Below are 13,622 nucleotides of genomic sequence, written 5' to 3'. Positions count from 1 at the left end.
ACACCGGAGTCTCTGGGCGAAAGCTTCGATACGTCGCCCCTTTCTGTCCGGTCAAAGCCCTCACCCGGAACTTCCCCGACCTTCGGCCTCCTCCCGCAGGGCTTCCAGTTCTTCCCACCGGGCATAAAGGGCCTCTACCCTGCGGCCTGTCTCTTCAAGCTCTGCGCATAAAACCTGCAGAACTTCCGCATCCGCCTGCACCTCAGGAGCCAGCATACGCTTATTGCAATCCTCAAGATCTGCCTCAGCCCCAAGGATCTTCTCTTCCATACCGTCCAGCTCCAGTTGCAGCTTATAGGAAAGCTTGCCGCTGTTTTTCTTTTTTTCTTTTTTTGCGGGCTTTTCCCCGTTTTTTTTCTCCTTAGGATTTTCCTTCGCCTTCAGATCCGTCAGCCACTGGTCCATGGTGGCAAAAAGCCCGGTATTGCCTTCACCATCAAATCCCAGCACCCGCTGGCAGACCGTATCCATCAGATAGCGGTCATGGGAAACAAGAACCACGGCTCCGGGAAATTCCTGCAGGCTGTCTTCCAGCACCTCAAGGGATGGAATATCCAGATCATTGGTGGGCTCATCCAGAAGCAGAACATCGGCAGGACGGCGCATGAGATTGGCAAGGAGAATTCTGGCTTTTTCTCCGCCGGAAAGTTTAGCCACAGGCTGATGCAGCTGGTCCGCACTGAAAAGGAATCTTGCGGCCCACCCTGCCACATGGTAGTTGCGACCCTGATACATGACACTGTCCCCGTCCGGACAGAGGGCCTGTTTCAGGGAAATATCCGGATCCAGATTTTCTCTGGCCTGATCAAAATACACAACGGAAAGCCCCTCTGCCCACCGGACTTCTCCGCTGTCCGGCCGCAGCTCTCCGGCCAGCATACGCATGAAGGTGGATTTCCCTGCGCCGTTTCTTCCAGCAAGCCCTAGACGCATACCCGGAGAAAGCACAAGGGAGATATGGGAAAAAAGATCCCTGCCTTCCACCCGGCCCCCAAGATTCAGCACTTCCACAAGTTTTCTGCTCTTCCGGCTGGTGCTGTCAAAGCCGATATTAACGCGGGTCTGCTGACGGTTCCGGTAACGCACGGCAGCCAGCTCATCTTCCAGCCTGCCTGCCGCATCAATGCGGTACTGGGCCTTGGTGGTTCTGGCCTTGGGCATACGCCTCAGCCATTCTGCTTCCCTGCGCATACGGTTTTCAAGCCTTGCTTCCCGTTCTTCCTGCTGCTCAAGAAAAAGATTTCTCAGCTCACAAAAACGCTCATACCCACCAACGGCGGAAAAAAAGCCCTCGGGATAATACCGGCCCAGCTCCACAATCCGCTGGCAGACCCTGTCCAGAAAACGGCGGTCATGGGAAACAGCAATAAAGGCAAAATCCGCAGATCTCAAACGCTCTTCCAGCCAGAGAATACCTTCCACATCCAGATGGTTGGTGGGCTCATCCAAAAGCAGCAGCTCCGGAAGCCTCACCAGCTCACTGACAATGGCAAGGCGCTTGCGCCATCCTCCGGAAAGGGTGGAAACTCTGGCATCAGCATCAGGAAATCCGGCTTCTCCCATGATGCGCCGGATGCGGCCATAGGCCTCAGGATCTTCAGGTCCTGCGGCGGCGGCTTCTTCCAGTACCTCCCTGATGGTAAGCCCCTCATCAAAGCGGTCCTCCTGGGAAAGAAAAGCCATTTTCAGGCCCTTTTGCATCAGGCAATCCCCTGAATCCGGACCCGTGACACCCCCCATAATCCTCAGCAGGGTACTCTTGCCGGAACCATTGGGGCCGATCAGTCCCAGACGCTCTCCCTCTGCCACAGAAATCTGGAGGTCTTCAAAAAGTAACTGCTCCCCATAACTCTTGGAAAGCCCCTTCCACGTAAGCAATGCTGCCATAAAATATTCCTTAAAAGCCCTGTTTCATCAATAAAGTTCAGCCCTGCCTCCGCCTGAGCTTTGCCACGGCCTCAATGTGAAAGGTGTGGGGAAACATATCCACAGGCTGCACCTCAAGCACTTCGTAGTCCTTATGCATCATGGCAAGATCCCTTGCCATGGTGGCCGGATTGCAGGACACATACACCATGCGCTCCGGTGCCAGCGCCAGAATACGGCTGACCACATCCGGATGCATCCCGGCTCTGGGGGGATCAATAATAATGACATCGGGCTGTATGTCCAGAGCAGGGAGCACGTCTTTCATGTCGCCCAGAAGAAAGCGGCAGTTTTCCACACCGTTTTCAAGGCAGTTTTCCCTTGCATCGGCCACGGCACTTTCCACGATCTCAATGCCTGTGATTTCCGAGGCTTTTTCCGAAAGAAAAATGGGAATGGTGCCTGTGCCGGAATACAGATCCAGCACCTTTTCTCCGCCCTGCAGGTCGGCATATTCGGCCACCTTGCCGTAGAGTTTTTCAGCCCCTGCCGTGTTGGTCTGGAAAAATGAGTTGGCTGAAATCTTAAAGCGGAAGGAACCGATGGCATCGTAAATGGCCGGTTCTCCGGATAAAAGAACCTCTTCTTCACCAATGGCCACCCCGGCTTTGCGGCGGGTGACATTTTTCACAACGCTGCACACTTTCGGAAAAGCCTGCCGGATACGTTCTGCCATGGGTTTCAGAATACTTTCATCCGCTTCCTTTGTGACAAGGTTCACCATAAAAACATCATCGGCCAGACTGTGGCGCAGCATGACAAAACGCCAGAAGCCCTCATGGCTTCTCAAACCGTACATGGGAAGGCCGGATGCAAGGATTTCCTCCCGGATAAAATTCAGAAGCGGACTGGCCATCTCCGGCTGAATGTGACATTCATGGATATCCAGCACCCGGTCAAAGGCTCCGGGAACATGCAGCCCGATTGCCGCATCCTTTATCACATCCGGGTTGGCAAGCTCTTCGGGCAGAAGCCAGCGGCTGTCCGTGCAGGTGAACTCCATCTTGTTTCTGTAGTGGAAGGCCCTTGGGGAAGCCAGCGCAGGAAGAACAGGCACCCCTTCAATGCCCCCGATGTGCTCAAGGGCCTCACCCACCTGAAGGGTTTTATAAAAAAGCTGTTTTTCATAGCTCAGATGCTGCCATTTACATCCACCGCAATGGGCTGCGTAAATACACAGGGGAGTAACCCTGTCTGAAGAGGGTGAAAGCACTTCCAGGGTTCTTGCCTCTGCATGGCGCTTTTTCTTTTTGAAAATTCTGGCCCTTACCCTGTCCCCGGCTACAGCGTCATCCACAAAAACGGCCAGACCGTCAATCCGGGCCAGTCCCCTGCCCCCGAAGGCCATGTCCGTAACATCCAGTTCTATTTCCTGTCTTTTTCTGATATCGCTCATATGGAATCCATTGTTTAAGGTTCTGGGAAGTGACAAAGCAAAAAGTTTTTTATATAGTCTTTTGTTCGATGGAAAATCAAGCATACAAGAATGACCCCAACGAGGAAATCATGCAAGAAACATCTCAAAACCAGACAGCAGACCAAAAACAGGGTGAAGCCCTTCGCTTTACTTCCGGCACTTTTTCCCTTTCCGGCTTTCTTCACCTGCCCGATGCCAAAAACCCGCCCATTGTCATCGGCTCCCACGGCCTTTTGAGTGATGCGGACTCCGCCAAGCAGGTGGACCTTGCCAGACAGCTGCTTGCCTGCGGTGTGGGCTTCTTCCGTTTTCACCACAGGGGTTCCGGAGATTCCGAAGGCAGCCTTGGGGAAACCAGCCTTGACACCCGTGTGGAAGACATGGTGGCGGCCTGGGAAATGCTTTCCCAGCGCAAAGACCTTGGAAGACCCTTCGGACTTTTTGGGAGCAGCATGGGGGCTGCCACCTGCATAGGGGCATGGTCTGCCATAAGGCCTGCAGCCACCTTCCTTGTAGCCCCCCTGATCAAGGGCCGGGTACTGACCCAGCAGGATCCCGCTGACATGGCTGCCATTCTGGAAGAAAGCGGACTCCCGGAATCTTTTTTTACCGAGAATCTGAATTTTGACCTGACCGAACGCATACCTGCCATACGCAATGTCTTTGTGGTTCATGGCACCGAAGACAGGGTGGTGCCCGTGGAAGAAGGTCATATGGTATATGAGCTGGCGGCAGAACCCAAACGCTTTATTGCCTTTGAAGGGGGCGACCACCGCATCAGCCATCCGGGGCATCAGAAAATCCTTCTGAAAAGAGCCTTTGATTTCTTTGAGGAAAAACTGACCCTCAAGGCCAGAACCTGCGGTATGTGAGCCGGTACACCCGGCAGGACACCAGAAAATCCATTCAGAAACGTAATTATTAAGCACATTTTTATATGCAAGATTGTGTATTATTTTCAAAGTACTGGTTCCTGCAAAAGACAATCGGGCTGTTTGTGAGTGACATTGCAATCGTTTCGGATCAGAGCTTTGAAGGCCTGTGCGAAAGAAGCGGCAAACTGTCTGAGCCGCCACAAGGCAGCGTACAAAGGCCTGCCATGGTAATCAAAAAGCGTATCCTGCCTGTGGCGGCGAGTTTTTGCCGCTTCCGCACAGGGCAAGAAGCTCCCGAATAAGATTGCGTCACGAACAAATGGTCCGGTTGTCTATGCACCTGATTAAAGGCTTTCGATTTAACGAAGAAAAATTGTGCTGAACAATTACTCAGAAAGAAAGGAAGCACCATGGAAATACCCCAGCGCAACCTTGCCATGGACCTCATGCGCGTCACGGAATCCGCAGCGCTGGCTTCGGCCCGCTGGCTGGGCCGGGGCGATAAAATATCCGGAGACCGTGCGGCTGTGGATGCCATGCGTCTTTCCTTTGCCGCCGTTCCCGTGGAAGGCCGGATTGTCATCGGTGAAGGGGAAAAGGACGAAGCCCCCATGCTGTATAACGGAGAAACCGTAGGCAACGGCACCGGTCCCATGGTGGATGTGGCCGTAGATCCCGTGGAAGGAACAAGTCTTCTGGCCTTTGGCAGGCCCAATGCCATCTCCGTTGTGGGTCTGGCTCCCTATGACACCATGTTCAATCCCGGCCCCAGTTTCTACATGCAGAAGCTGGTGGTCCCTCAGGCGGCAAGGGATGTTGCGGATCTGGATGCTCCGGTTCCTGAAAACCTTGAAAAAATTGCCAGAGCCCTTGGCAAGGATGTGGAAGATCTTGTTATTTTTGTGCTGGACAAACCCAGACACAAACCCCTCATAGAATCCATCCGTAAAGCAGGTGCAAGGATTCAGCTCCATACGGACGGTGATGTTGCCGGTGCCCTCATGGCCATTGATCCCGACTGCGAGGTGGATATCATGATGGGAACGGGGGGGACGCCAGAGGGTGTGCTCGCCGCCTGTGCCATACGGGGCCTCAACGGTGAAATGCTTACCCGCCTTGATCCCCAGAGCAGCGAAGAAAGGGAAGCCCTGCACGCAGCAGGCATTGACATGAAAAAAATCCGCTCCGTCCGGGATCTGGTCAAAAGTGACGATGTCTTTTTTGCAGCCACTGGCATTTCCGGTGGCACCTTCCTTCCCGGTGTACGGTACACGGGCAGCGGCGCCACCACGGATTCTCTGGTCATCCGGGGACGTACCGGCACCATGCGCTATGTCCGGTCCATCCATAATCTTAAAAAACTACAGCAGTTCAGCGCTGTCAATTACGGCTAAGGAGACCCCATGCTTTCTGTTCAACCCTATGCTGAGATGGCAGAAAAACCGGATACAGGAATCCTTTTTGTCTGTGAAGACATGCCCTTATATAAGGAAGAAAACAAAGCCCTTCTCTGTGAAAAAATCAGAAACCTGCCGGAATTTGCCGCCAAGGCAGAAAAAATCTACTTTGTTTCCATGCCCGAAGAAATGCCCCTTCCCCGTGTGATCATGGTGGGGCTGGGAAAAAAGGAAGAGCTGGATGCGGAAAAATTCCGCAGGGCAGCAGCTGCGGCTGTGAAGGCTGCCATGGAGGCAAAGGAAAAATGCCCTGCTGTCTTTCTTCCGGATGCAAAAGAAACATTGCAGAGTGAGACCACGGTAAAGGCCATACTTGAAGGCCTTGTGCTGGCCAACTACCGCTTTGATTCCTACAAAAAGGAAAGTGAACTCAGGGTCCTTGAAAAAATTATCATTCTGGCAGAAAAGACAGCACAGTCAGGGATAGAAAAACTGGCTGCCGGTGTCGAGGCCGTATGTACGGCCACCCATCTGGCCCGGACCTGGGTTTCCACACCATCCAATGACAAAAGGCCCGAAGCCCTTTGTGACATGTTTGAAAAAGCAGCGGCATCCGAAGGCCTTGAAACCCGGCGCATGGGAAAAAAGGAGCTGGAAAAACTTGGCTTTGGTGCCATGCTTGCCGTGGCTCAGGGCAGCGATGCCGGGCCCTGCCTGCTGACCCTTCATTACCATCCTGAAAAAACAGCGGATAAAACCGTCGCCCTTGTGGGCAAGGGTGTCACCTTTGATTCCGGCGGACTGGACCTGAAACCGCCTGCGGGCATGGAAGGCATGAAAATGGACATGGCAGGAGCTGCGGCTGTTGTGGCCACTTCCATTGCCCTTGCCCGCACACGCCCCTCCTTCCGTTTCATTGCCGCCATTCCCATTGTGGAAAACATGCCATCTGCAACGGCCTACAGACCGGGGGATGTTTTCCGGGCCTATAATGGTAAAAGCATTGAAGTCATGAATACGGATGCCGAGGGCCGCCTGATTCTCGCAGACACCCTTGCCTGGCTTGCGGATGTGGAAAAACCGGATCTTATGCTGGATGTGGCCACCCTCACTGGAGCCTGCATGGTGGCCCTTGGGGATGAAATTGCCGGAGGTTTTACGGAAGATTCCATGCTGGCCCATGCCCTTGCAAGGGCAGGAGAAGAAACCTTTGAGCGCTGCTGGCCCATGCCCCTGCCCAAAGATTATAAAAAACTCCTGAAAAGTGAACTTGCGGATCTGCGCAATGTATCCACCACAAGAAACGGAGGCGCCATTACCGCAGCTCTCTTTTTGAAAGAATTTACGGGTGAGACAAGGTGGGCACACATTGATATTGCAGGGCCTGCCTATCTGTCCAAGGCATCGGCCTGCTGCCCTGCCGGCGGCAGCGGATTTGGTGTGCGGCTTTTGCACCACTTACTGACAGACCTTGAAAAAAACGGAAATCTTTAATCGGATGGCCACTGCTTTTCAGCCACAATGACGGCAAGTAAATAAAACCCGATTGGTAATTATTCAACACAGTTTATTCTGAACTGCCAATGCTGTAATTGCAGCAGCTTCGTACTGTTGCAAGGCTCCGTGGCTATTTGCAAGTGACGTTGCAATCGTTTCGGATCAGAGCTTTGAAGGCCTGTGCGAAAGAAGCGGCAAACTGTCTGACCCGCCACAAAGGCAGCATACTAACGCCTGCCATGGTAATAAAAAAGCTTATCCTGCCTGTGGCGGGGGGTTTTTTCCGCTTCCGCACAGGGCAAGAAGCTCCCGAATAAGATTGCGTCACGGGCAAATAGCTTGGGGCCTGTGCATCTGTCTTGCAGCTATGGTACTTGGAAAAATGGGCTGTGACAGTCGCCTGCCGGGCTGAAGGACTGCCTGAAACACCTGAAAACAGAGCACCTGTCTTTTTAAGATTTCAATCCCCAAAAAAAACAGGTATAAAATAAGTACTGTTTTCAAACCTCCCACACACACCCCACCTTTATCCCGGAACAAGGAAATCATATGGCCGCTTTCAGCCCTATCCTTTCATATCCGCCGCACCATAAAAACCTGCGGAAAAGACCGGGATCAGACAGGGGTCTGCCAGCATATCCCATGAACCGGGTGGTGTTCCTATGAATATAAACACTTACAGCATACAGGCCAGACTCCACGAAAGCAGCCGATCCACCATTTACAGGGCCCTTGATACAAAAAAGGGGAAAAACTGCATCATCAAATGCCTGCGTTCCCGGACACCCGAAGATGTGGTGGGCTATATGCAGGAACACAGCACGGGCAGACATCTCAGCCTCCATGGTCTCTATGGTGGGTGCAGGCTGGAAAAACATGAAGACATGCTCATGCTGGTTTTTGAGGATATGGGAGGCCGTTCTCTGGACCATGGCATCCTTCAGGGCAAAACAGATCTGAGGGAGGGGCTTTTTCTTGCCATAGCCATCACAGAAGCTCTGGAACGCATCCACCGGGCCAAAATCATCCATAAAAATATCAACCCCACCCATATTGTATGCAATCCGGAAAATGGCCATGTGGAAATCATTGATTTCAGTACAGCCACCATCCTGCCCAGTGAAGCTCCCCGTTTTCACCATACACAAACCCAGGCCGGATCCATGGCCTACATTTCTCCGGAGCAGACAGGCCGCATGAACCGTGATGTGGATTACCGCACGGATTACTATGCGCTGGGCGTTACCCTGTACCAGCTTTTCAGCGGTACCCTTCCCTTCACAGGCAGAGATCCTCTGGAACTGATCCACTGCCATATCGCACGCCAGCCCCCTGAACCCCATCAGCACAGACCGGATATTCCCAAAAACCTTTCCCGCATTATCATGAAGCTTCTGGCAAAAAATCCCGAGGACCGTTATCAGAGCATACCGGGTATCCGTTTCGACCTTGAAACCTGCCTTGAACAGATCCGCAAAGGGCGTGAAGAGTATTTTGAAATCGGACAGAAGGACGGCATGGAGCGTTTTCAGATATCCCAGCGCCTTTATGGCCGGAACAGGGAAGTGGACACGCTGGTTCAGTCCTTTGAGCAGGCCAGTCAGGGGGGCAACGCGAGTGTTTTCATCGGTGGCTACTCCGGCTGCGGCAAAAGCACCCTTGTAAAGGAAATGTACAAGCCCATCACCCAGTCCTGGGGGTATTTCATCAGGGGCAAGTTTGATCAGCTCCACCGCAGCATTCCCTACAGCGCCCTTGTGCAGGCCTTTTCCGGCCTGATGCGACAGTATCTGGGAATGGGAAAGGAAGCACTGGATGCCCGGCGCAAACGCCTCGACCATGCCCTTGGCTCCTTTGGCCAGATTATGGTGGACCGCCTTCCGGACCTTGAAGACATCATCGGCCCCCAGCCACCCGTGCCGGAAGTGGGAATGGCCGAAGCCAGCAACCGCTTTCATCTGATTTTTAAAAAGTTTCTCATGGCCTGCTGTGAACCGGCCCGGCCCCTCACCCTTTTTCTGGATGATCTGCAGTGGGCAGACCCTTCCTCCTTAGCCCTCATTGAACAGATAGGGGCGGATGATGAAGTTCAGGATTTTTTTCTCATTGCCGCCTACAGGGACAATGAGGTGGACGAGGCCCATCCCCTGAAAAAAGCCATGGAAACCATCCTGAAAAAAAATCCCCTTGCAAAACAAATGTTTCTGGGCCCACTCGGTACGGATGACATCCGTCAGATGGTAGCAGACACCCTTCACCGTCCGGCAAAAAGCCTGATCAGCCTGACGGATCTGATTTCGGATAAAACCGGAGGCAATCCCTTTTTTGTCAACCAGTTTCTGAAAACCCTGCACGAAGAAAAAAAGCTGTCCTACAACCCCCAGGAGCAGGCCTGGGACTGGGATATGGAAGGCATACGGAGCATGGGGATCACAGGCAATGTGGTGGATCTCATGGTTGCAAGGCTTGAAAAGCTTCCCCTGCCCACAAGAAACCTGCTCTCCGGAGCCGCCTGCATCGGCAATACCTTTACCCTTGATATCCTTGCCATCATCGCACAAAAAACGAGAATTCAGGTTTTTAAAGACCTTCTGCCAGCCGCCCTGATGGGAGTGATTCATCCCCTTTCCCAACCGGAACCGGCTCCCGATGATACGGATGCTCCCCTGATCGTCAATCAGCACCGTTTTCTCCATGACCGGGTACAGGAAGCCGCCTACAGGCTGATTCCCGAAGAAGACAAGGCTGCCACCCATCTGGAAACGGGCAGGCTGATGCAAAACAGCGATCCTGAATTTAAAAACCTGAATCTTTTTGACGTCACCCGCCACCTCAATGCGGGGATTCCCCTGATAAAGGATGCCAGTGAAAGGCTGCACCTTGCCCGTCTGAACCTGAAAGCCGCACGCAAGGCCCGATCCGTCAATGCCATTGATGCCGCAGCCGTCCATGCATCTGCGGGTCTCTCCCTGCTTCCGGAAGACATACAGGAACAGGATGCCTCCCTCTGGCTGGAGCTGATGCTGATACAATCCGACTGCCATGTTTTTCAGGGAGATTTTGAAAAGGCCCGGATGCTCTTTGATGAAATGCTGAAAAAAACCGAAGATGAAATGGACCGCAGCCGGGTCCATGAACGCCAGCTTCAGGTGTACATCAGCAGCAACCGCATGGAAGAAGCCCTGGGCCTTACCACAGGAATTCTCAAGCAATGGGGCATTGTACTTAAAACCAATCCTTCCCGCAAAGACTGGCTGGTTCTGGACAAACGCTTCAGGGAAGGGATGCAGGGCCGTTCCATAGAAGAACTTCTGGATCTTCCGTCCATTGACAATCCCCGCATGGAAGCGGCACTGCGTCTTCTGATGAACACCCTGCCCGCCGCCTATCAGACCCGTAGCCGCAGGCCCTGGTGCATGATCTCTCTGATGACCTCCATGATGAACATCGGCCTTGAATACGGGCATTCCGACATATCCGCCTATGCCTATGCCGCCTACAGCTATTCCATCACAGACCAGCACAGGTATGAGGACGCCTGGCGTTTTGGCAGACTGGCCCTTGACCTCAATGAAACCATGGGAAATCCCGCCATACGGGGCAAACTTCTTATTTATTTTTCCTGTTATACACAGTTCTGGCGGGAGCCCTTTGCCAGTTGCCAGCCTTTGTGGGAAAAAAGCTACCATGCGGCCTTAGAGTCCGGGGATCTTATCCATGTGGCTTTTCTTTTCATGAATAAAATTCCTTTGCGCCTTGCCCAGTCTCCGCCCCTGCCGGAACTTTACGGGGAAGCCCGCAGCTCCCTTGAAATAACGCAGAAAACCAATTATCTGCTGGTATTTTTTATCGTGCAGATGAACTTCAGTCTGATCTCAAACCTGACAGCCCGCACGGACAGCCCCGAAAGCCTTGATACGGATATACTTAAGGAAAAGGATTATACGGACTTCATGGAAAAGGAAAACAACTCCATGGGCATGGCCTATTACCATGCTGTCCGTCTGATTTCCGCCACATACTTTGGCAGATGGCAGGAGGCCATCTTTCACGGTGAGGCCTTTGAAAAGGTCATGCTCTCCGTACCCGGCATGATCATCATGGCAGAACACGGGTTTTATTTTGCTCTGGCCATTGCCGCAGAATTTCAGAAGATTCCCGAAGAACAGCAGCCATATTATGCCGATAAATTCGCCCATTATACGGAAAACAACCGCATCTGGGCAAAAAACTGCCCTGAAAATTTCCTCTGCCGCCACCTTCTTCTGCAGGGAGAAAAGGCCAGACTCTCAGGCAATGGGGATGCCGCCCTGAGTTTTTATAAGGAAGCTGCCGGGAATGCGAAAAAAAACGGTTTTTTAAATATCGAGGCCCTGTGCAATGAAACAGCGGCCCGTTTCTGGCTGGAAAAACGTTTCATCACCTATGCCGCCATCCACATCAAAGACGCCATGCTGGGCTACCAGCTCTGGGGAGCAGAGGCCAAGCTCCTTGAACTCCGACGTCATTTCCCAGAAATTGAAAAAAGCGGCGCTTCCGGATACCCTGAGAAAAAAAGCCCCCTTAAGGACAGTCTTCCGGATACAAAACTGCTGGATCTGGATGCCATACTCCGGGCCACACGGGCCATTTCCGGTGAGATCGTACTGGACAGACTGCTTCAGACCCTGATGACCACCATGCTGGAAAGTGCAGGGGCTGAATCGGCCCTGCTGCTCACCCCCAAAGCCGGTGGCACCTTTCGCATTGATGCCCATGCCCATACCCGGTGGCAGGAAGGCAGCTATGCCAGCCTTGTTACGCTGACACCCAAAAAAGACGCCCTTTCCTCCTATCCCTTAAGTCTGGCCCGGTATGTGGCCCAGTCCTGCCGTCATGTGGTCATGGACGATGCCAGAACGGATCACGACTTTTCCAGTGATGCCTATATCCTCAGCCATCAGCCCCTTTCCATCTTCTGCCTGCCCATTATGCGCCAGTCCAAACTGCTGGGGGTTCTCTATCTGGAAAACAACCTTACCACGGGAGCCTTCCACGAAAAACACATTGCCCTGCTCTCCACCCTCTGTTCTCAGGCCGCCATTTCCATAGAAAATGCAAGGCTCTATGAGCAGGTACAGGAATATTCAAAAACCCTTGAAGAACGGGTGGCGGAACGCACGGAAAAACTGGAGGAACTGAACCGCCGCCTCCGGGATCTGGCCCATCAGGATGGTCTTACGGGGGTTGCCAACCGCCGCCACTGTGATGTCTGTCTGGAACAGGCATGGAACGCCATGAAACGGCAGAAAAAGCCCTTGACCATTATTATGTGTGACGTGGATTTCTTCAAGAATTACAATGACAGCTATGGTCACCAGAAAGGCGATGACTGCCTCATCGGCGTGGCTGCGGCCCTGCGGGCACAGATCCACAGGCCCGATGATTTCCTTGCGCGCTATGGTGGGGAGGAATTTATCCTGATTCTGCCGGATACCTGTGAAAAGGGAGCAAAAAAAATTGCCGAAGACCTGCGGCAGGCGGTACAGGATATGGGGATCATCCATGAAAGCTCTGCCGTTTCAGGCAGGGTAACCATCAGTGCAGGTACGGCCACCTGTATGCCATCGGATAATGACACGGTGGAAAATCTTGTGCGTCAGGCGGATGCGGCCCTTTACCGTGCCAAGGAAAAGGGCCGGAACTGTGTTGTTTCTGCCTGAAATAAGGTGGGCGGAGGTGTCCGTAGAGGAAAACGATTATCGGGTTTTCACTGATTTATCACAACACATTTATCACCTGACGATGCAAAGCGCAGCGCAACACCAGTCAGGTGCAAAAAAAGGTTAGCGGAAATCGTTACTCAACTATCTTATACCCCGCTGATTTCAATGATGGTCGTGTATAGGCAAATAACATTTCAACAGGTTCGGGAAAGGGATTATAAAACCAATGAATCTCTCCACGAGGAACAAACATCGTATCTCCTTTTTTCATTTCGATTTCTGTTTCATTAACTCCGCTAATTCCTTTTCCGGAGAGGATGTAGATAATCTCTTCAGCGTCTTTATGAATATGCTTCTTATGCGATGATGTTTCTGCTTCAAACCGGCAATAGGCAAAAGTTATATCCTCGGCCCCGACAGTATCTTTGTCAACAAGAACAACTCTTTTTGCATTATCAAGATCTTTAATCGGTTCATTTCTTCCTTCTTCAATTCCAATTACATCCTAAATTCCCGATAAATTATACACCTACAAACGTTATACAAAGTGCTAAAATTGGATGTATGGCTTTGAGATTAAAGTTTTTATTTGTTGTTTTTGGCTAAAAATAATTTTCAAAAATTTTAAAAAACTGCTAGTTTTGCCCCCTTGAAGGTATAATAACATCTTACTACAAAGGGGGCGATATGGCTTGTATTGTGAAGCAAAAAGTTGGAAACAATACTTATCTATATGAATCAACTTCCTATCGTAATAGTGAAGGAAAACCCAGAAATAAAAGATGTCTTATCGGAAAAATTAATC

General features: G+C 52.0%; 8 protein-coding genes. 5 read left to right on the top strand and 3 right to left on the bottom strand.

Annotated features, from left to right (window positions below):
* Nucleotides 1-60 precede the first annotated feature (60 nt).
* Both LZ24_RS13875 and rlmD read right to left on the bottom strand, forming a co-directional pair.
* Complete coding sequence (locus LZ24_RS13875) at nt 61-1,887, bottom strand: ABC-F family ATP-binding cassette domain-containing protein (protein ID WP_144686148.1); 1,827 nt, start codon at nt 1,885-1,887, stop codon at nt 61-63.
* A 37-nt stretch (nt 1,888-1,924) separates the two neighbouring features.
* Nucleotides 1,925-3,322, bottom strand: coding sequence for a 23S rRNA (uracil(1939)-C(5))-methyltransferase RlmD (gene rlmD / locus LZ24_RS13870; protein ID WP_144686146.1), 1,398 nt, complete (start codon nt 3,320-3,322; stop codon nt 1,925-1,927).
* 110 nt (nt 3,323-3,432) lie between these two features.
* On the opposite strand from rlmD, the gene LZ24_RS13865 reads away from it, so the two are divergent.
* The 5 genes from LZ24_RS13865 to LZ24_RS13850 all read left to right on the top strand — a co-directional run bounded on the left by LZ24_RS13865 (nt 3,433) and on the right by LZ24_RS13850 (nt 12,814).
* A complete protein-coding gene (locus LZ24_RS13865; RefSeq protein ID WP_186443158.1) occupies nt 3,433-4,215 on the top strand; it encodes an alpha/beta hydrolase in 783 nt (260 codons plus the stop codon).
* 65 nt (nt 4,216-4,280) lie between these two features.
* On the top strand, nt 4,281-4,520 hold the full coding sequence (locus LZ24_RS17665) for a hypothetical protein (RefSeq protein WP_222427648.1): 240 nt from the start codon (nt 4,281-4,283) through the stop codon (nt 4,518-4,520).
* A gap of 108 nt (nt 4,521-4,628) precedes the next feature.
* Complete coding sequence (gene glpX / locus LZ24_RS13860; protein ID WP_144686142.1) at nt 4,629-5,612, top strand: class II fructose-bisphosphatase; 984 nt, start codon at nt 4,629-4,631, stop codon at nt 5,610-5,612.
* Between the two features lie 9 nt (nt 5,613-5,621).
* Entirely contained in the window at nt 5,622-7,109 is a 1,488-nt protein-coding gene (locus LZ24_RS13855; RefSeq protein ID WP_144686140.1) for a leucyl aminopeptidase, read from the top strand.
* A 665-nt stretch (nt 7,110-7,774) separates the two neighbouring features.
* On the top strand, nt 7,775-12,814 hold the full coding sequence (locus tag LZ24_RS13850; RefSeq protein WP_144686138.1) for a diguanylate cyclase domain-containing protein: 5,040 nt from the start codon (nt 7,775-7,777) through the stop codon (nt 12,812-12,814).
* A 136-nt stretch (nt 12,815-12,950) separates the two neighbouring features.
* On the opposite strand, the gene LZ24_RS18095 is transcribed toward LZ24_RS13850, so the two are convergent.
* Entirely contained in the window at nt 12,951-13,220 is a 270-nt protein-coding gene (locus LZ24_RS18095) for a cupin domain-containing protein (RefSeq protein ID WP_407923304.1), read from the bottom strand.
* Nucleotides 13,221-13,622 lie beyond the last annotated feature (402 nt).

Source organism: Desulfobotulus alkaliphilus (assembly GCF_007830435.1).
GTDB lineage: Bacteria > Desulfobacterota > Desulfobacteria > Desulfobacterales > ASO4-4 > Desulfobotulus > Desulfobotulus alkaliphilus.
Note: the sequence above shows the minus strand (reverse complement) of the source record. Positions and strands in the feature narration are given on the sequence as shown.